Source organism: Klebsiella sp. GG_Kp173, from assembly GCF_040062415.1.
In the GTDB taxonomy this organism is placed as follows: Bacteria; Pseudomonadota; Gammaproteobacteria; order Enterobacterales; family Enterobacteriaceae; genus Klebsiella; species Klebsiella quasipneumoniae.
On record NZ_JBEAFZ010000009.1, the window covers coordinates 31,435 to 49,303 of the forward strand.

The following is a 17,869-nucleotide window of genomic DNA, read 5'->3' on the forward strand; positions in this document are numbered from 1 at the left end:
CATGAACAAAGTCTATATCGTCGCGGCCTGCCGTACGCCGGTGGGGCGCTTTCTTGGCGCCCTGAAAACGGTCTCCGCGGTGGAGCTGGCAGCGCTCACCGTCAGGCACAACCTGCAGCAGGCCGGCATTGACCCGGCGTGGATCGATGAGGTGATCTGCGGCTGCGTCCTCGCCGCCGGGCAGGGAATGGGACCGGCGCGTCAGGTTGCGCTGCGGGCAGGGATCCCGGTGCAAACGCCGGCTTACACCCTGAATATGATCTGCGGTAGCGGCATGAAAAGCATGACCGAAGGGGCAATCCATATCCAGAGCGGTTATGCCGACCTGGTGGTCGCCGGCGGAATGGAAAATATGAGTCAGGCGCCGTTTTTGCTGCAGGGAGAGATAAGGGGCGGGATGAAATTCGGCGCATTCAGCAGTGAGGATGTGATCCAGCGCGACGGGTTAACCGATCCGCTGCTGCAGATTTCGATGGGGGAAACGGCGGAGGCCATCGCCGCGCAGGAGCAGATCTCGCGCGCGGCGCAGGACCAGTATGCGCTGGAGAGCCATCAAAAAGCCTCCGCCGCCAACCGTGCCGGCTATTTTGCCGATGAGATTGTGCCGGTGACGGTCAGCGCGAAGCGGGGCGTCAGCACGGTCCGCGAGGATGAGCCGATCCGCCATGATCTTAGCGCCGGGCAGCTGGCGGCGCTGAAACCTGCTTTTCGCGCTGACGGCAGCGTCACGGCGGGCAACGCCTCCGGGCTGAACGATGGCGCCGCGTCGGTGATCCTCGCTTCGGCGCGCGCCGTTGCCCGCTATGGCCTGCAGCCGCTGGCGGAGATCGTCTCCTTTGGCGAAGGCGGCGTCGATCCGTCCTTGATGGGGCTCGGCCCACTGCCGGCGATAGCGTGCGCCCTGCGCCGCGGTGGTTTTCAGCTCAGCGATATGGCCCGGCTGGAGATTAACGAAGCCTTTGCCGCGCAGGTATTGGGGGTGGTCAGGGGACTGGCCAGAGAGCATCAGATGACGGAGGAGGAGATTGCTTCCCGCCTAAACGTCCACGGCGGCGCGATCGCCCTCGGTCACCCGCTGGGCAGTTCCGGGACGCGGATCGTGGTCAGTCTGGTGCACGCGCTACGCCGGGAGAATCAACCGACCGGCCTGGCGTCGCTGTGCATCGGCGGCGGGATGGGGATTGCGTTACTGGTGAAAACGATCTGAGGAGACAAGCGCCATGGAAAAATTAATTGTGGTGGGTGAGAAATTTACCGATTTTGCCCGGCGGCATGAGAATGTGCTGACGGTTAATGAGTTTGAGCGATTTGTCTGGAGCGGCGAGCTGGCCGGCGTCGATAAAATCGTTATTGGTCAGGGGGTACAGCTCGACGACATCTCCCGCACCATCTGCATTATTCGTCAGCACTATCCGGATAAAATCCGCCAGATCGTCAATCTGCAGGATCTCTATTATCAAAACAACCGCGATCATCAGCGGCTGGTACATAAACGTAAAAAAGCGAATATCCTCATCACCTCGCCGGAAAAACGCGATGAGGATAACTATTGCGCGCGCCTGATCCTGCAGGATGCCTCGGAGTTACTCTGCGACCACCAGACCGGGCAACATATTCAGGGGATGGTGCTGATCGAGGCGGCGCGGCAGACCATCATCGCCACCTCGGAAAAATTCCTGCTGGCGGAGGCCGGCGTGGCAATGGCGGAGAAGTACTTTACCCTGAGCTCGCTGCAGGTGGCCTTTTCCTGCTTTGTTTTTCCGCTGCCGGTGACCATCGTCCTCAACGTAGTATCACGCAAAAGTTCAGCCCATGGCCGCTTCACCTGCGAATGCTCGGTGGGGTTTGACCAGACCGGCACCCGCAAAGCGGAAGTTGGCTTTAGCTTCAGCGTCTATGACCTTAACTACATCACTCGCAAAGAGTGCGAGCAGGCGGCGCAGTGCCATCAACATTATCTGGTCAGTATTGAGCAGGGGGACGGGGATGAGCATCGCCTTTTTTGATGTGGATGAAACGCTGATAACCGGCAAAAGTATGTTCCTGTTTCTGCACCGCTATGCCGAGGAATATCCGCTGCAGTGCGGTTTGACGGCCGCGGCGATTGTCCGCCAGCTTCAGGCGCTTAGCGAAGCGGGTCAACCGCGGGAAGCGATCAACCGCTACTATTACTCGCTGTTTCGCCACGAGTCGCGTCCCCGGGTGCGGGCGGTCGCCGAGCGTCTGTATCGCGAAGGCGGATATGGTTTTCACCACGAGGTGGTGGCGCGCCTCAGGCAGCATCAGGCGCGGGGGGATGACGTGGTGTTTGTCTCCGGGTCGATGACCGACATTCTCTGGCCGGCGATGGCGGCGCTGGGGGTGGAACATGCCCTGTGCTCGGAGCCGGTGGTGGTGGATGACCGCTATACTGGCGAGCTCTGGCGGACCGCCATCGGCGAACACAAGGCGGCGCATGCTCAGTGCTATGCGCAGGAACAGGGCCGGCCGCTGGCGGCGTGCTACGCCTTTGGCGATCATATCTCGGATCTGCCGCTGCTCACCGTGGTTGGTCACCCCTGCGCGGTGAATCCCTGTCCGGGTCTGCTGGCGGAGGCGCAGCGTCGGGGATGGCCGGTGCTGTGGTCCACCGTCGGCTGACGGCGCGACGGCAAAAAAAAGGGTGGCGCAATGCCACCCCTGGTGCACTTTCTGACGGGGATCAGCCCGGGTAGATGCCGCGGTCTTTACGCGCCATCAGGATGCGCTCGCAGGCCACGATATAGGCGGCGGTACGTAGCGTACATTCTTTCTCGGCCGCTTTATCGCAGACGTGAATGATGGCGTCGGTCATGATGCGGTCCATCTTGGCGTTGATCTCCTCTTCGCTCCAGAAGAAGCTGGCCATGTCCTGCACCCACTCAAAGTAGCTGACGGTCACCCCGCCGGCGTTACAGATAACGTCCGGCACCACGATCACGCCGCGCTCGGCCAGCACATCGTCCGCTTCCGGATAGGTTGGGCCGTTGGCCCCTTCCAGCACCAGTTTGCAGGTCAGCTTCTCAGCGCGCTCGCGGGTGATTTGCCCTTCCAGCGCCGCCGGGATCAGGATGTCCATTGGGGTGGTCCAGAAAGCCTCTTTATCAATCTCCTGGGCGCCCGGGAAACCCGCGATCTGCTTTTTCTCCGCCTGCCAGGCGGTGAGGGCGGCCATATCAATCCCGCCTTCGTTGTACAGGGTGGCGGTGTGATCCTGAATAACCACGATACGGGCGCCGACGCCGGCGAACAGGCGCGCTGCTTCGCTACCGACGTTACCAAAGCCCTGCAGCGCCACTTTAGCGCCTTCAATTTCGATGCCGGCGCGACGGGCCACTTCCCGGCCGGTGACGAACACGCCGCGTCCGGTGGCTTTTTCACGACCGAGGGAGCCGCCGAGGTGGATCGGTTTGCCGGTGACCACGCCGGTGATGGTGGTGCCATGGTTCATGGAGTAGGTGTCCATCATCCACGCCATCACTTTGCCGTTGGTGCCAACGTCCGGCGCCGGAATATCTTTCTGCGGCCCGATGATAATGCCGATTTCGCTGGTGTAGCGGCGAGTCAGGCGTTCCAGTTCACCTTCCGACAGCGAGAAGGGGTCGACGCGGATGCCGCCTTTGGCTCCGCCGTAAGGAATATTGACCGCGGCGCACTTAATGGTCATCCAGGCAGAAAGTGCCATCACTTCGTTAAGATCGACATCCGGATGGTAGCGAACACCACCTTTACCCGGACCACGCGAAAGATTGTGCTGAACGCGATAGCCCTCGAAGTGGCGAATGGTGCCGTCGTCCATCTGCACAGGGATGTCGACGATCAGCGCACGCTTCGGATGGCGCAGGGTTTCCACCCAGTAGGCAAGATCGCCGAGATAAGGCGCAACACGGTCGATCTGGCGCAGGTAGGTGGTCCATGGAGATGTACTACTTTCAGATGCGTAAGATAACTTTTCCATAAGAGTCCTGTTTCTCAGTGTTATTTATGTCGTGTAAAACCGTGGAATAGCTACAGCAGTAAACTCTGTGCAATGAATGGTATCACCAATTTTATAAAGCGGTATTTGACGGCAATTCCGATTTTTAAATTTTTGTTAGATTTTTTATTTTTTAAGTGAATAACTACGCACGAGAACCACCCGCAAGCTGTGCATTTTAATTCACTTTTTATTCACTTAAGTGAATAGGAAAATATTTTTTCTATGTTTTTCATTATCTTGATGATCTTCAAAAAGTGAATAAATTGCGTTTCCCCGTATTGACAATCTTATTGTTCACAGGCCAGCATTAGCCCACACAACAACATGGCATTAACCATGAATTAACAATTACCCGCATAAATAATATGGCTTATCTTTTCTGTGGTGAATATTTTTACCATCGCAGCGGGCGCGCTCGTGCCCAAAATAAGCCGAGGGTCAGGGTTAATGTCGATTGTCCAACGCGACGGGAGCGTTTTCCGTCGCCTTACGTTCCGGAGATAAATTATGTCAGGCAGCATGACTCGCGAAGATTTTGACGCTTACCTGGTTCCCTGTTTTGCCCCCGCGCCGTTTATTCCGGTGAGGGCGGCGGGCTCCCGTGTCTGGGACCAGCAGGGGAAAGAGTATATTGATATGGCGGGCGGCATCGCAGTGAACGCCCTGGGCCATGCTCACCCGGCGCTGGCGGAGGCCCTGCAGGGGCAACTGGCGAAACTGTGGCATATCGGCAATGGCTATACCAACGAACCGGTGCTGCAGCTGGCGAAAACCCTCGTGCAGTCCACCTTTGCCGACAAGGTGTTCTTCTGCAACTCCGGCGCCGAAGCGAACGAGGCGGCCCTTAAGCTGGCGCGGAAATATGCCCACGATAAGTTCGGCGGTGAAAAAAGCGAAATCATCGCCTTCAACCACGCCTTCCATGGCCGGACGCTGTTCACCGTCTCCGTCGGCGGCCAGCCGAAATATTCCAGCGATTATGCGCCGCTGCCGCAGGGCATTACCCATCTGCCCTATAACGATATCGAGGCGGTGACTGCGGCGATCTCCTCGCGCACCTGCGCGGTGATTGTCGAGCCGATTATCGGCGAAGGCGGGGTGATCCCGGCGGACCCGGCGTTCCTCCAGGCGCTGCGCGCCCTTTGTGATCGCCATCATGCCACCCTGATATTTGATGAGGTGCAGACCGGCGCCGGGCGTACCGGCCATCTCTACGCCTACCAGCATTACAACGTCGTCCCGGACATCCTCACCAGCGCCAAAGGGCTGGGGGGCGGCTTCCCGATCGGCGCGATGCTGGCGAAAGAGGCCTGGGCGCAGGTCTTCCAGCCAGGCACCCATGGCACCACCTTCGGCGGCAACCCGCTGGCGGCGACCGTCGCCAACGCCGTGCTGGCCCATCTGGATGCGCCGCTGCTGGCGGGCGTCGGCGAGCGCCATGCGCTGATCGTCGACCAGCTGCATGCCCTCTCTGCCCGTTACGATGCGTTTAGCGCCGTGCGCGGCGCCGGTCTGCTGATCGGCGCCGAGCTGGCGGGACCGCTGCGCGGGAAGGCCAAAACCCTGACCAACCTGGCGGCGGAAGAGGGTGTGATCGCCCTGATTGCCGGTCCGGACGTGCTGCGCTTCGCGCCGGCGCTCAATATCCCGCTGGCAGATATTGCGGAAGCCTTCGTGCGCCTCGATCGCGCCGTTGCCCGCTTAACCCGCTAACCGGGAGGACGGCCTGTGATGCTATTTCGTCCCGTACGGGAAAACGATCTTGACGACATCGTCCGCCTTGCCGCGCGGGCGGGGGTCGGCATGACCTCCTTACCCCATGATGCCGGGCGCCTGGCCGCCCGGATCCGCCGCAGCATTGACACTTTCGCCGGCGCGCTGCCGCGCTGCCAGCAAGGCTTTCTGTTTGTGCTGGAAGACACCGCGCTGTCGCGAGTGGTGGGGGTCAGCGCCATTGAGGTGGCGGTAGGCCTGGACGAGCCGTTTTACAATTTTCGCATTCAGAAAACGGTCCGCGCCTCGAAAGCGCTGGGGGTCTACAAGCCCCAGGAGCTGCTCAATCTGAGCTATGACCACACCGGCCACAGCGAGCTGTGTACGCTGTTTCTCGACCCCGAGTATCAGCGCAACCGCAACGGTCTGCTGCTCTCCAAAGCGCGGTTTTTGTTTATCGCCGCCTTCCGCGAGTGGTTTTCGCCGCACCTGTTTGCCGAACTGCGCGGCTGCAGCGATGAGCAAGGGCAGTCGCCGTTCTGGGATGCGCTAGGCCATCACTTCTTCGAGATCCCGTTCGCCGATGCCGACCGGCTGACCGGCACCGGCATGAAAACCTTTATTGCCGAGCTGATGCCGGCGTACCCGATCTATATCTCGCTGCTGCCGGAGAATGCCCGTCAGGTTATCGGCCAGGTGCACCCCAACACCGCCCCCGCGCGGGCGATCCTCGAGAAAGAGGGGTTCAGCTGGCGCGGCTCGGTGGATATTTTCGATGCCGGTCCGGTGCTGGAGGCGGAGACCGATCAGATCCGCGCCGTGCGCGACTGCCAGTGCCTGCCGGCTCAGCAGTTGGCGGGCACGCTGTCGGTGCCGACGCTCGTCGCCAACGGTCAGTTCGACAATTTTCGGGCGCTGCTGGTGGCCCACGAAGAGCAGGTCTCACTGGACGCCGCCGCGCTGGATGCGCTGCAGGTCACTGAGACCGACCGCGTTTATACGGTAACCCTGAACCCAGAGGAAAACAGATCATGGCGGTAAAAGCACAGTTCATAGCCGGGCAGTGGCAGCCGGGCAGCGGCGCAACGATGAGCAAACTGGCCCCGGAGGATCAGTCTCTGCTGTGGCAGGCGGCCAGCGCGGGGGCCGACGACGTCCAGGCGGCCTGCGCCGCGGCGCGCGCCGCGTTTTATCCCTGGTCGCACCGCCCGCTGGCCGAGCGTATTGACGTCGTACAGCGTTTCGCCGCGCTGCTGGAGACGCATAAAGAGGCGCTGGCGACCCTGATTTCCCGGGAGACCAGCAAGCCGCTGTGGGAGACCCGCACCGAAGTGCAGGCGATGATCGGCAAAGCCGCCATCTCCATCGAGGCCTATCACCAGCGGACGGGCTTTCATGAGTCGACGCTGCCGGACGGTAAAGCGCTGCTGCGCCACAAGCCGCACGGCGTGATGGCGGTCTTCGGCCCTTACAATTTCCCGGGCCACCTGCCCAACGGGCATATCATTCCGGCGCTGATCGCCGGGAATACTATCGTATTTAAACCCAGCGAGCTGACTCCGGCCACTGCGGAACTGACGGTCCAGCTGTGGCAGCAGGCGGGCGTCCCCGACGGGGTGATTAACCTGCTGCAGGGCGGGAAAGCCACCGGCCAGGCGCTGCTGGAAAACCGCGATATCGACGGCGTGCTGTTCACCGGCAGCGCAGCGGCGGGTTTCCACTTCCATCGCTACTTCGGCGGCCAGCCGGAGAAGATGCTGGCCCTCGAAATGGGCGGCAACAATGCGCTGATCGTGGCTGATGTGGCCGATGTCGATGCGGCGCTGCATGTGATTATCCAGTCGGCGTTTATCTCCGCCGGACAGCGCTGCACCTGCGCGCGCCGGCTGATTGTTCAGCGCGGCGAGCAGGGGGATGCGCTGCTGCGGCGGCTGGTGGAGGCCAGCGCGCAGATCCGCGCCGGGAAATGGGATGACCAGCCGGCGCCGTTTATGGGGGGCGTGATTTCCCTTGAGTCGGCGCAGAACATGCTGGCGGCGCAGCAGAAACTGGAGGGACTTGGCGGCAAGGTGCTGCTGCGCATGCGCCAGCCCGACCCGCACTCCACGGTGCTGACCCCGGGGATCGTCGACGTCACCGGTATCGAGGTGCCGGATGAAGAGTACTTTGGCCCGCTGCTGACGGTTGTCCGTTACGACGACTTCCCGGAGGCGATTCGCCTCGCCAACCAGACCCGCTATGGCCTGGCCGTGGGGCTGATCTCCAGCGATGCGGCGCAGTTTGACCAGCTGGCGGACGAGGCGCGCGCCGGGATCGTCAACTGGAACAAGCCGCTGACCGGCGCTTCCAGTAAAGCGCCGTTTGGCGGGGTGGGCGCCTCCGGCAACCACCGCGCGGCAGCGTGGTACGCCGCCGATTACTGTGCCTGGCCGATGGCCTCTCTGGTCAGCGACACGCTGACGCTTCCGGCGAACGTATCGCCGGGCCTGCCATTCTGATAACGGATCCTGTGAGGACATATGTCTGGTTTTGAAGCTAACTTTGATGGCCTGGTCGGCCCGACGCACCACTATGCCGGACTCTCCGTCGGCAATGAAGCCTCGCAAAATAACCGCGATGGTCTCTCTAACCCTAAAAAGGCGGCGCTGCAGGGGCTGTATAAAATGAAAGCCCTTGCCGATCGCGGATTCGTGCAGGGGATTCTGCCGCCGCAGCCGCGGCCGAACCTGCGTCTGCTGCGCGACCTGGGATTCGAGGGCAGCGATGAGCAGGTCATCCGCCAGGCGGCCCAGGCGGCGCCGCAGCTGCTCTCCGCCTTCAGCTCCGCCTCGTCGATGTGGACCGCCAACGCGGCGACCGTTTCGCCGTCGGCGGACAGCGCCGATGGCAAAGTCCATTTCACCGTCGCCAACCTGAACAATAAGCTGCACCGCATGCAGGAGGCGCCCACCACCTCGGCGATCCTGCGCGCCACCTTCGCCGATCCGCGCTACTTCGCCCACCACGCGGCGCTGCCGCAGCATGGCGACCTCGGCGACGAAGGCGCGGCCAACCATAACCGCTTCTGTCGGGAGTATGACCGGCAGGGGGTGCAGCTGTTTGTCTACGGTCGACGCGCCAGCGGCGGGATCGCCCCGGTGAAGTATCCGGCGCGGCAGACCCTGGAGGCCAGCGAAGCAGTGGCTCGCCTGCATCAGCTGGATCCGCGCTACACGGTGTTTGCCCAGCAGGCGCCGCAGGCTATCGATCGCGGCGTGTTTCATAACGACGTTATCGCGGTCAGCAATCGCCATGTGCTGTTCCACCATCAGCAGGCGTTTGTCGATCAGTCGACAGTATTGGCGACGCTGCGGGCAAAAAGCGACAGTCTCGATATTCCGTTTACCAGCGTGGAAGTGCCGGACGAGCGGGTGTCGCTCGATGACGCGGTGGCCTCCTATCTGTTCAACAGCCAGCTGCTGAGCAAACCCGACGGCAAGATGCTGATTGTGGTGCCAGAGGAGTGCCGCCAGCGGGAAAACGTCTGGCGTTACCTGAGCGATCTCGCGGCCGACAGCGCGTCGCCGATCGATGAAGTGGCGGTTTTTGACCTGCGGGAAAGCATGCGCAACGGCGGCGGCCCGGCCTGCCTGCGGCTGCGGGTGGTGCTCAACGAGTCTGAACGTAAGGCGGTCAACGCCCACAGCCTGATGAACGACGAACGTTACCAGCAGCTGACGGCGTGGGTGGAAAAACATTACCGTGACCGGCTGCACGCCCGCGATCTGGCAGACCCGCAGCTGCTGCGCGAGGTTTATCAGGCGCTGGATGAGCTGACGCAGATCCTGCGTCTGGGCGCTGTCTATGATTTTCAGCGTTAAGGAGCGGCAGATGGAGCATCTGGTTAACGATTTACTGCACTGCCGCCTGCAGGCGTGGATCTTTCCGGCGGACATCGAGGCCCGCTGGCTGGGCGAGGGCATCCTGCAGCTGCTGCCGGCCACGCCGTGGCGTCAGGCGACGATCCTCTCCGCTGGCGTCCATGGCAATGAGACCGCGCCGACCGAGCTGCTGCTGCAGCTGACTCACGATCTGAGCCAGGGGCGGCAGCCGCTCACCCAGGCGCTGCTGATCGTTTTTGGTAACCTGCCGGCGATCCGCGCCGCGCGTCGCTATCTGCACAACGACCTCAATCGCCTGTTCGGCGGCCGCCATCTGGCGGTCACCCCGGGCAATGAGTCGCGGCGGGCTTTTGCTCTCGAGCAGGCGGTGCAGGCCTTCTATCGCGCCGCCGATGCGGCGGGGCCGGTCAGCCGTAGTCATCTCGATATGCATACCGCCATTCGCGGGTCGCTGTATCGCCAGTTTGCGCTGCTCCCGGCCCACGAGGAGGATTTTTCGCCCGGCTTCTATCAGCTGCTGCAGGCCAGCGGGATGGACGCCATCGTGCGCCATACCGAAGCGGGCGGGACCTTCACCCACTTCACCTGCGAAAAGTTCGCCGCGCAAAGCGCCACCCTTGAGCTGGGAAAAGTGATGCCGTTCGGCGCCAACGATCTTAGCCTGTTCGCCGCCGCCGACGCGGCGATCCGGGCCTGGATTTCTGACGCGCCGCTGCCGGCGCGCGATAAAGCGCCGGTGGATTACTTCCTGGTCGAGGAGAGCATCATCAAGCGCGAAGGGGAATTTACGCTCAATCTGGCGGCCAACGTCGAGAACTTCACCGCGCTCCCGGCAGGGTATGAGATCGCCCGCCAGGCAGAGAAACGGTGGGTGGTGCAGGCCCGGGCCCCCTATATCCTCTTTCCCAATGCCGGGGTCGCTACCGGCCAGCGCGCCGGGCTGCTGCTCCGCGCCGCGGCGCTTCACCTCCCGCAACCAGCCTGAGGAAACACCATGACTGAACATCAACATCAGGCGCCATCTGCCGCCGGAGGTGAAGGCGCGTCACAGCTTAAGCGCGGGCTTGGCGCCCGCCATATCCAGATGATTGCCCTCGGCGGCGCCATCGGCACCGGGCTGTTTATGGGGGCGGGGCGCAACATCGCCGTCGCCGGCACCTCGATCCTGGTTATCTATGTGCTGGTCGGGTTCTTTACCTATATGGTGATGCGGGCGATGGGGGAGCTGCTGCTCACTCGCCATGACTACCGCTCGTTTGCCGACTTTGTCGGCGAGTATCTCGGACCGCAGGCCAGCTTTTATCTCGGCTGGACCTACTGGCTGAGCTGGGTGGTGACCTGTATCGCCGACGTGGTGGTGTGCGGGAGCTATATGCAGTACTGGTTCCCCGAGCTGTCGGCGTGGATGCCGGCCCTCAGCATGCTGGCTATCCTGTTCCTGCTCAACCTGCTGTCGGTGAAGATGTTTGGCGAGGCGGAGTTCTGGTTCGCCCTGATCAAGGTGATCACCATTATCGCCCTGATCGTCACCGGCGGCTGGATGATTGCCACCGGCTGGACCTCTCCGGACGGCGTGACGGCTTCCCTGAGCCATCTCACCGACCCGACGGCCTTTATGCCTCACGGTATCACCGGCTTTTTCGCCGGCTTCCAGATAGCGATCTTCTCCTTTACCGGTATCGAACTGCTGGGGACGATGACGGCGGAGACCCGCGATCCGCAGCGCATTTTGCCCAAGGCGATCAATGCGCTGCCGCTGCGGATTATCATCTTCTATCTGCTGTCGATGGTGGTGATCATCGCTGTCGCCTCCTGGCCGGGGGTGTCGGCGGAGACCAGCCCCTTCGTAACGCTGTTTGCCAAAGCCGGGCTGCCCGCGGCGGCGGCGGTGATTAACTTCGTGGCGCTGACCTCGGCGATGTCCTCGGCCAACAGCGGGGTCTTCTCCAGCACCCGCATGCTGTACGGCCTGTCGGTGGAGAAGCATGCGCACTGGCAGTTCCGCATTCTGTCGCGCAGCACCCGCATTCCGGTGCGCAGCCTGCTGATCTCCTGCTTCTGCATGCTGATCGGTACGCTGCTGCTGTTCCTGGTGCCGAATGTGATGACCCTGTTCACCATCGTCTCGACCCTGGCGGCGATTATGGTGGTGTTCAGCTGGGGGATGATCCTCGCGGCCTATCTGGTTTATCGCCGTCAGCGTCCGGACCTGCACGCCGGGTCGATCTTTAAGATGCCCTTTGGCGTGGTGATGAGCTGGGTGAGCCTGCTGTTCTTCGCCTTCGCCATCTTCATCATGATCTTTGACCCGGACACGCTGCTGGCGCTGCTGGCTTCTCCGCTGTGGTTTATCGCGCTGTGGGCCTTCTGGAAGCTGAAGCAACGGCGCGAAGGGCAGCTTCAGCTGGACAATCAGAGCGCCTGACACCCGCCGGCCCTGGCGGCCGGCTAAGGGGTGTGGCCAGGGCGTCTTAGCCGTTGTTCCCGTTCGTCTGCCCGGTGGCGGCTGGCGCCTTACCGGGCCTACTGTCTTACTGAGCCTGGGATGAGCGGTTTCCCCCGCGGCGTGATCCCCCTGTAGGCCCGCGCAAGCGCAGCGCCCGGGCAGGATGGTCGGCGCCGAGGTAGCCCGGACCGGCTGCGGTTAGGCGCTTTCCGCCCGGGAGCGCGCCGCGCCAGGGACGGATTTCATCCGGCTGGCGCAGAATATCGCCAGCAGCGAAATCGCCACCGTCACGCCCAGGTAGACGGCCACCGGTCGCCAGTCACCATCGTATTTCGCCAGCAGACCGGTGGCGATAAGCGGCGCGGTGCCCCCGGCCAGCGCGGCGCCCAGCTGGTAGCCGAGGGTGATTCCGGTATAGCGCACATTGGCGCTGAAAATCTCTGAGCACAGGGTGCCCAGCACCGCGGTCACCGGCGCCCACAGGATGCCGAAGGCAACGATCGTCGCCAGCATAATGCCCCAGCTGGTGCCGGTGTCGAGCAGCAGAAACCACGGGACGATAAACAGCCCCAGCAGCACCACGCTCAGGGTGTACATTTTTTGCCGACCCACCTTGTCGGACAGCAGCCCCATCAGCGGGATCATCACGGTGGCCACCAGCGCGCCCAGGGTGACGGATTCCAGCGCCTGCGACTTCTGATAGCTCAGGGTGGTGGTGGCGTAACTGACCACAAAGGTGGAGAAGATATAGAAGGGGGCGGTCTCCACCACTTTCAGACCCGCGGCGATCAGCACTTCCCGCCAGTGGTGTTTGAGCGTCTCGCGCAGCGGAGCCTTCGCCACCTGGCCAGACTGTTTCACCTGCTTAAAGGCGGGCGTTTCGTCGATGTCTTTGCGGATCCACAGGCCGAGGAAAACGAGGACGGAGCTGAGCAGGAACGGAATGCGCCAGCCCCAGGCGAGAAACTGCGCCTCATCGAACAGGGTCATCAGCGAGACGATGAAGGTTGCCATCAGCATGCCGATGGTCACGCCGGCCTGGGGAATACTGCCGAAAAAGCCTTTCCGCTTTTCCGGGGCGTATTCGTAGGCCAGCAGCAGCGCGCCGCCCCATTCGCCGCCGATACCCATGCCCTGAATAATGCGCAGGGTAATCAGCAGGGCCGGCGCCCACAGGCCCACCATCTCGTAGGTGGGCAGCAGGCCAATGGCCACCGTGGCGCTGCCCATCAGCGACAGGGTGAGCACCAGCGTCTTCTTGCGACCGATGCGATCGCCGATATGGGCGAAAATGACTCCGCCGATGGGGCGGATAAAAAAGGTGAGCGAAAAGGAGAGCCAGGAGAGGATCAGACCAATGACCGGGTCGACCATCGGAAAGAAGATTTTGTTAAACACCAGCGCGGCGGCGGTGCCATAGAGAAAATAATCGAACCATTCGATGGCGCTGCCGGTCAGGCTCGCGATCAGTACCTTCTTGTTTTTCTGCAGAATGGATGCAGTGTTGCTTGCTGGATTGCTCATTACGAAACGTTCTCCCGCCACGGTAAAAGGTCAGGTGTCACTCTGTGCGTGCAGGGTGCAACCTGATGTGAAAAAGGTTGTGTAATTGTTAAGCAAATTAGAGTTGATGGTTACAATTGGCAAGTTATCCCTCGGCAATGCGGGCAAGAAAACGCGCTTTTGTCTGGTGTAACCGCGAGGTAAATTTTTATTTTCCACCTGTTTTTGCTGTTTTTTGTTATTTTCATGGTCAGTTATTCAGGTGCAACCTGCGTGTTTTTAGATGTTTCTTGTTATTTCAAAATAGTTACAAATCAGCGTCGCTTTGCGCCCCGGCAGGCGGCGTTTATGATGGCCAGACTATTCTCTCTGCGCGGCTGAGAGGTGATTAAGGAGATCAGAATGGCAGAACACTTTCCCCCGCTGTCGGCGACGACGCTGGCGGCGGCAAACCTGACCGGCGGCTGGCTGGCGCAAAACGATCTGGCGACGCTGACCGCGCCGCCGGCGGTGGATGTGGTGGTGCTGGCTGGCAACGCCGTGATCCCTACCATCGACGCCGCCTGCCGACTGGCGGCGGAGCAGGAGGTTCCGCTGCTGATCAGCGGCGGCGTTGGGCACTCTACCGGTTTTCTGTATGAGGCGGTGCGCGAAGATCCGCGCTACCGTTCGCTCGCGGTGGAGGGGCGTCCGGAAGCGCATATTCTGGCGGATATTGCGCATGACTTCTGGCACATTCCTCGCCCGCGGCTGGTGGTGGAGGATCGGTCGACCAACTGCGGCGAAAACGCGCGCTTTACTCGCACAATGCTGGAGAGTCGGGGGATCCCCCATCGTCGCGGGATCGTCATTCAGGACCCCACCATGCAGCGGCGGACGATGGCCACCTTCGCCCGCGTCTGGCAGGGGGCGACGACGCCGCCGCAGTGGCTGAGCTTTCCCGGCTGCACGCCGGTGCTGGAACAGACCGACGGCCAGCTGGGGTTCGTGGGCGGCGGGGCGGGGCTGTGGCCGGTGACCCGCTACCTGGCGCTGCTGCTCGGCGAACTGCCGCGTCTGCAGGATTCCCCTGAAGGGTACGGTCCACGGGGGAAAGACTTTATCAGCCACGTGACTTTCCCGCCGGAGATCCTCGACGCCTGGCGACAGCTGCGGGAGGATGACCGGCTCGCCGGGGCGCTGCAGGCCCGCATCCTCGGCTGATAAATGCCCGTTTGCGGCAGATTTATCGCAAACGGGCAATTTGTGTTATTGAAATGTAACCTCAACCGGGTATTTTTGGCCCGGTTTTATGAATCAGCTCACAAAACTGCGCCAACGTGCTGCGAAGCCACGGCTTATCCGCCCGATATTTAACAAAAAAATCACTTGTTAAATACAAATGCACCACAGGAGCAGCCATGACAGCACCCGTTCAACACCAGATGTATATTGATGGCCAGTTCGTTTCCGGTCACGGCGACGGCTGGATCGACGTGCTTAACCCGGCGACCGAAGCGCTGCTGTCGCGGATCCCGGACGGGACCGCGGAAGAGGCGCGGCTGGCGATTGACGCGGCGGAGCGCGCCCAGCCGGCCTGGGAGGCGCTGCCGGCCATTGAGCGCGCGGGCTGGCTGCGCAAAATTGCCGCCGGCATCCGTCAGCGTGCCGATGACATCGCCGGGCTGATCGTCGCTGAAGGCGGCAAGATCCAGCAGCTGGCGGCGGTGGAGGTGGCGTTCACCGCCGACTATCTCGACTACATGGCCGAATGGGCGCGGCGTTATGAAGGGGAGATCGTGCAGAGCGACCGTCCCGGGGAAAATATCCTTGTCTTTAAACGCGCGCTGGGGGTGACCACCGGGATCCTGCCGTGGAACTTCCCGTTCTTTCTTATCGCCCGCAAGCTGGCGCCGGCGCTGATCACCGGAAATACCATCGTCATTAAGCCCAGCGAATTCACGCCCAATAACGCCATCGCTTTCGCCGAGATCGTTCACCAGGTTGGGCTGCCGAAAGGGGTCTTTAACCTGGTGCTCGGCCGTGGGGAAACCGTCGGCCAGGAGCTGGCCGGCAATCCGAAGGTGGCGATGGTCAGCATGACCGGCAGCGTGGTGGCGGGGGAGAAAATCATGGCCGCCGCGGCGAAAAATATCACCAAAGTGTGCCTTGAGCTCGGCGGCAAAGCGCCGGCCATCGTCATGGACGATGCGGATCTGGATCTGGCGGTGAAAGCGGTGGTGGACTCGCGGGTGATCAACACCGGGCAGGTGTGCAACTGCGTCGAGCGGGTCTATGTTCAGCAGGGGATTTACGACCGCTTCGTCAACCGCCTCGGCGAGGCGATGAAGGCCGTGCAGTTTGGCGACCCGGCGGCGCGGGATGACATCGCGATGGGGCCGCTGATCAACGCTGCCGCGCGGGATCAGGTGGCGCGCAAAGTGGCGAAGGCGGTGGCGCAGGGGGCGCGGGTAGCGCTGGGCGGTCAGCCGCTGGAGGGGAAAGGCTATTTTTATCCGCCGACCCTGCTGCTGGATGTGCGTCAGGAGATGGATATTATCCATGAGGAAACCTTCGGTCCGGTGCTGCCGGTGGTGGCGTTTTCAACTCTCGATGAAGCGCTGGCGATGGCCAATGACAGCGATTATGGCCTCACCTCCTCAATCTACACCCGCGATCTCAACGTGGCGATGAAGGCGATTAAGGGGCTGAAGTTCGGCGAAACCTATATCAACCGCGAGAACTTTGAGGCGATGCAGGGATTCCACGCCGGCTGGCGTAAATCAGGGATCGGCGGCGCAGATGGCCGCCATGGCCTGAATGAGTACCTGCAGACCCAGGTGGTCTATCTGCAGGCCTGAGACGCTCAATGCAGAATCGGCGGGCAGCGCAGGCTGTCCGCCGTTCACTTAGCGGGCAAATTTCTCCAGCACGCGGATCAGCTGGGTGACAAAACCGTATTCGTTGTCGTACCAGGCGACGGTTTTCACCAGCTGTACGCCGCCGGCCTCCACAATCTCCAGCTGGGTGGCATCGTAGATTGAACCGAAATGGCTGCCGATGATATCGGAAGAGACAATCTCTTCTTCGGTATAGCCAAAGGATTCATTGTCCTCGGCCGCCTGCTTCATCGCTTGATTGACCTCATCCGCAGTTACCTTTTTCTCCAGCACCGACACCAGCTCTGTCACTGAGCCGGTTTTGGTCGGTACGCGCTGGGCATGGCCTTTCAGCTTGCCGCTCAGGGCGGGGATCACCAGGCCGATAGCTTTGGCCGCGCCGGTGGTGTGCGGGATGACGTTTTCCGCCGCCGCCCTGGAGGTGCGCAGATCTTTACCGCGCGGTCCGTCCACCAGCGACTGGGTGCCGGTATAGGCGTGGATGGTGGTCATGGTGCCTACGGTGATGCCGAAGGCATCCTGCAGCACTTTGGCCATTGGCGCCAGGCAGTTGGTGGTGCAGGAGGCCACGGAGATGATGGTGTCATCCGCCGTCAGGGTGTCATCGTTGACGTTATAGACGATGGTTTTCATCTCGCCGGCGGGGGCCGAAATCAGTACCTTGCGTGCACCGGCCTGAAGATGGGCCTGCGATTTCTCTGCCGAGGTGTAGAACCCGGTACACTCCACAATCACTTCCGCGCCCGCCGCCTGCCACGGAATATGCTGCGCCTCTTTTTCGGCATACACGGTGATGGTCTTGCCGTTGACGATCAGCGCATCTTCCGTGAAGTCGACGCTCCACGGGAAGGGGCCGTAGTTTGAATCATGCTTTAACAGGTAGGCCAGCACTTTTGGCGAGGTGAGGTCGTTGATGGCCACCACCTCGAGGCTGCTGTCGACTTCTAATAAACGGCGTAACACCAGACGTCCGATACGACCAAAACCATTAATCCCAAGTTTACTCATGGATATTCTCCGGTTGGTAAAACGACTCGATGTGATAAAACTTCTCCAGGCTTAGTCCTGACTGGCAGCCAGGTCAACTGACAATCTGTGCGGTTCGCTGTCAGGCCCACAGCATGAGGCAAAAAAGTGGATGTTTTGGCGGACTTTTTTATCCGTGACGGCAGGAAATAATTTTTGTTACCGGAGATGAGGGCGCTGCCTGCTGGCGAAGCGGTGAAAAGCGTCTATGCTTAACTATTGAATAGCTTAGTAAAATGTTGACATTAGATGAAGGGAGAACTTATGGGATTCTGGAGAATCGTTTTTACTATCATTCTGCCGCCGCTGGGGGTTCTGCTGGGGAAAGGTTTCGGCTGGGCGTTTATTCTCAACATTATTTTGACCCTACTGGGCTATATTCCAGGCCTGATCCACGCCTTTTGGGTCCAGACACGCGATTAAG

At 61.3% G+C, this 17,869-nt stretch carries 16 protein-coding genes and 1 pseudogene; 12 read left to right on the forward strand and 5 right to left on the reverse strand.

Features of this window, described 5'->3' with window-relative positions; all coding sequences use genetic code 11:
* Position 1 precedes the first annotated feature (1 nt).
* The 3 genes from ABLU50_RS07685 to ABLU50_RS07695 are packed head-to-tail and all read left to right on the forward strand — an operon-like array spanning position 2 to position 2,640.
* On the forward strand, positions 2 to 1,207 hold the full coding sequence (locus tag ABLU50_RS07685) for an acetyl-CoA C-acyltransferase (RefSeq protein ID WP_087832855.1): 1,206 nt from the start codon (positions 2 to 4) through the stop codon (positions 1,205 to 1,207).
* Positions 1,208 to 1,220: 13 nt separating this feature from the next.
* Positions 1,221 to 2,006 (forward strand): AfsA-related hotdog domain-containing protein, encoded by a 786-nt coding sequence (locus tag ABLU50_RS07690; protein WP_004204071.1) that lies wholly within the window; start codon positions 1,221 to 1,223, stop codon positions 2,004 to 2,006.
* The gene (locus ABLU50_RS07695; protein WP_053810446.1) at positions 1,987 to 2,640 is read left to right on the forward strand and encodes an HAD-IB family hydrolase; all 654 of its coding nucleotides are present in this window, start codon (positions 1,987 to 1,989) and stop codon (positions 2,638 to 2,640) included. The genes ABLU50_RS07690 and ABLU50_RS07695 overlap by 20 nt, the downstream gene beginning before the upstream one ends.
* A 61-nt stretch (positions 2,641 to 2,701) precedes the next feature.
* Here ABLU50_RS07695 and ABLU50_RS07700 read toward each other — a convergent pair whose 3' ends face one another.
* On the reverse strand, positions 2,702 to 3,976 hold the full coding sequence (locus ABLU50_RS07700) for a Glu/Leu/Phe/Val dehydrogenase (RefSeq protein ID WP_004204074.1): 1,275 nt from the start codon (positions 3,974 to 3,976) through the stop codon (positions 2,702 to 2,704).
* A gap of 212 nt (positions 3,977 to 4,188) precedes the next feature.
* Positions 4,189 to 4,335 (reverse strand): annotated as a pseudogene (locus ABLU50_RS07705) (hypothetical protein).
* A 169-nt stretch (positions 4,336 to 4,504) separates the two neighbouring features.
* Between ABLU50_RS07705 and ABLU50_RS07710 the strand changes: the two are divergent.
* The 6 genes from ABLU50_RS07710 to ABLU50_RS07735 are packed head-to-tail and all read left to right on the forward strand — an operon-like array spanning position 4,505 to position 12,016.
* Positions 4,505 to 5,710, forward strand: a complete 1,206-nt coding sequence (locus ABLU50_RS07710; protein ID WP_087832856.1) for a bifunctional succinylornithine transaminase/acetylornithine transaminase — start codon at positions 4,505 to 4,507, stop codon at positions 5,708 to 5,710.
* Positions 5,711 to 5,728: 18 nt separating this feature from the next.
* Entirely contained in the window at positions 5,729 to 6,751 is a 1,023-nt protein-coding gene (astA, locus tag ABLU50_RS07715; RefSeq protein ID WP_165453202.1) for an arginine N-succinyltransferase, read from the forward strand.
* Complete coding sequence (astD, locus tag ABLU50_RS07720) at positions 6,742 to 8,208, forward strand: succinylglutamate-semialdehyde dehydrogenase (protein WP_087832858.1); 1,467 nt, start codon at positions 6,742 to 6,744, stop codon at positions 8,206 to 8,208. The genes astA and astD overlap by 10 nt, the downstream gene beginning before the upstream one ends.
* Before the next feature lie 21 nt (positions 8,209 to 8,229).
* Positions 8,230 to 9,570 carry an N-succinylarginine dihydrolase gene (gene astB, locus ABLU50_RS07725; protein ID WP_004204080.1) on the forward strand — a complete coding sequence of 447 codons (1,341 nt, stop codon included), beginning with the start codon at positions 8,230 to 8,232 and terminating at the stop codon, positions 9,568 to 9,570.
* Between the two features lie 10 nt (positions 9,571 to 9,580).
* Positions 9,581 to 10,576, forward strand: coding sequence for a succinylglutamate desuccinylase (astE, locus tag ABLU50_RS07730; protein ID WP_087832859.1), 996 nt, complete (start codon positions 9,581 to 9,583; stop codon positions 10,574 to 10,576).
* Positions 10,577 to 10,585: 9 nt separating this feature from the next.
* On the forward strand, positions 10,586 to 12,016 hold the full coding sequence (locus ABLU50_RS07735; protein WP_323084189.1) for an amino acid permease: 1,431 nt from the start codon (positions 10,586 to 10,588) through the stop codon (positions 12,014 to 12,016).
* A gap of 219 nt (positions 12,017 to 12,235) precedes the next feature.
* Here the strand turns inward: ABLU50_RS07735 and ABLU50_RS07740 are convergent, their stop codons facing one another.
* Complete coding sequence (locus tag ABLU50_RS07740) at positions 12,236 to 13,561, reverse strand: MFS transporter (RefSeq protein WP_004204084.1); 1,326 nt, start codon at positions 13,559 to 13,561, stop codon at positions 12,236 to 12,238.
* 381 nt (positions 13,562 to 13,942) lie between these two features.
* Here ABLU50_RS07740 and ABLU50_RS07745 point away from each other — a divergent pair, with 381 nt between their 5' ends.
* A complete protein-coding gene (locus ABLU50_RS07745) occupies positions 13,943 to 14,743 on the forward strand; it encodes a YdcF family protein (RefSeq protein WP_087832860.1) in 801 nt (266 codons plus the stop codon).
* A gap of 61 nt (positions 14,744 to 14,804) precedes the next feature.
* On the opposite strand, the gene ABLU50_RS07750 is transcribed toward ABLU50_RS07745, so the two are convergent.
* Positions 14,805 to 14,942 carry a hypothetical protein gene (locus tag ABLU50_RS07750; RefSeq protein ID WP_032425978.1) on the reverse strand — a complete coding sequence of 46 codons (138 nt, stop codon included), beginning with the start codon at positions 14,940 to 14,942 and terminating at the stop codon, positions 14,805 to 14,807.
* Between ABLU50_RS07750 and aldA the strand changes: the two genes are divergently transcribed.
* Positions 14,941 to 16,380, forward strand: a complete 1,440-nt coding sequence (gene aldA, locus ABLU50_RS07755; RefSeq protein ID WP_087832861.1) for an aldehyde dehydrogenase — start codon at positions 14,941 to 14,943, stop codon at positions 16,378 to 16,380. The genes ABLU50_RS07750 and aldA overlap by 2 nt on opposite strands.
* 48 nt (positions 16,381 to 16,428) lie before the next feature.
* Here the strand turns inward: aldA and gap are convergent, their stop codons facing one another.
* Complete coding sequence (gene gap / locus ABLU50_RS07760) at positions 16,429 to 17,427, reverse strand: type I glyceraldehyde-3-phosphate dehydrogenase (protein WP_348864656.1); 999 nt, start codon at positions 17,425 to 17,427, stop codon at positions 16,429 to 16,431.
* A 282-nt stretch (positions 17,428 to 17,709) separates the two neighbouring features.
* Here gap and ABLU50_RS07765 point away from each other — a divergent pair, with 282 nt between their 5' ends.
* Entirely contained in the window at positions 17,710 to 17,868 is a 159-nt protein-coding gene (locus tag ABLU50_RS07765) for a YqaE/Pmp3 family membrane protein (RefSeq protein WP_002903230.1), read from the forward strand.
* The last annotated feature ends 1 nt before the right edge of the window (position 17,869 follow it).

Excerpts from the sequence above, each read along its gene's own strand:
- ABLU50_RS07735 (WP_323084189.1), top strand. The coding sequence starts at position 10,586 with ATGACTGAACATCAACATCAGGCGCCATCTGCCGCCGGAGGTGAAGGC.
- astD (WP_087832858.1), top strand. The coding sequence starts at position 6,742 with ATGGCGGTAAAAGCACAGTTCATAGCCGGGCAGTGGCAGCCGGGCAGC.
- astE (WP_087832859.1), top strand. The coding sequence starts at position 9,581 with ATGGAGCATCTGGTTAACGATTTACTGCACTGCCGCCTGCAGGCGTGG.
- gap (WP_348864656.1), bottom strand. The coding sequence starts at position 17,427 with ATGAGTAAACTTGGGATTAATGGTTTTGGTCGTATCGGACGTCTGGTG.
- ABLU50_RS07685 (WP_087832855.1), top strand. The coding sequence starts at position 2 with ATGAACAAAGTCTATATCGTCGCGGCCTGCCGTACGCCGGTGGGGCGC.
- ABLU50_RS07700 (WP_004204074.1), bottom strand. The coding sequence starts at position 3,976 with ATGGAAAAGTTATCTTACGCATCTGAAAGTAGTACATCTCCATGGACC.
- ABLU50_RS07740 (WP_004204084.1), bottom strand. The coding sequence starts at position 13,561 with ATGAGCAATCCAGCAAGCAACACTGCATCCATTCTGCAGAAAAACAAG.
- ABLU50_RS07690 (WP_004204071.1), top strand. The coding sequence starts at position 1,221 with ATGGAAAAATTAATTGTGGTGGGTGAGAAATTTACCGATTTTGCCCGG.
- ABLU50_RS07710 (WP_087832856.1), top strand. The coding sequence starts at position 4,505 with ATGTCAGGCAGCATGACTCGCGAAGATTTTGACGCTTACCTGGTTCCC.
- ABLU50_RS07765 (WP_002903230.1), top strand. The coding sequence starts at position 17,710 with ATGGGATTCTGGAGAATCGTTTTTACTATCATTCTGCCGCCGCTGGGG.
- astB (WP_004204080.1), top strand. The coding sequence starts at position 8,230 with ATGTCTGGTTTTGAAGCTAACTTTGATGGCCTGGTCGGCCCGACGCAC.
- ABLU50_RS07695 (WP_053810446.1), top strand. The coding sequence starts at position 1,987 with ATGAGCATCGCCTTTTTTGATGTGGATGAAACGCTGATAACCGGCAAA.
- ABLU50_RS07750 (WP_032425978.1), bottom strand. The coding sequence starts at position 14,942 with ATGGCTGCTCCTGTGGTGCATTTGTATTTAACAAGTGATTTTTTTGTT.
- ABLU50_RS07745 (WP_087832860.1), top strand. The coding sequence starts at position 13,943 with ATGGCAGAACACTTTCCCCCGCTGTCGGCGACGACGCTGGCGGCGGCA.
- aldA (WP_087832861.1), top strand. The coding sequence starts at position 14,941 with ATGACAGCACCCGTTCAACACCAGATGTATATTGATGGCCAGTTCGTT.
- astA (WP_165453202.1), top strand. The coding sequence starts at position 5,729 with ATGCTATTTCGTCCCGTACGGGAAAACGATCTTGACGACATCGTCCGC.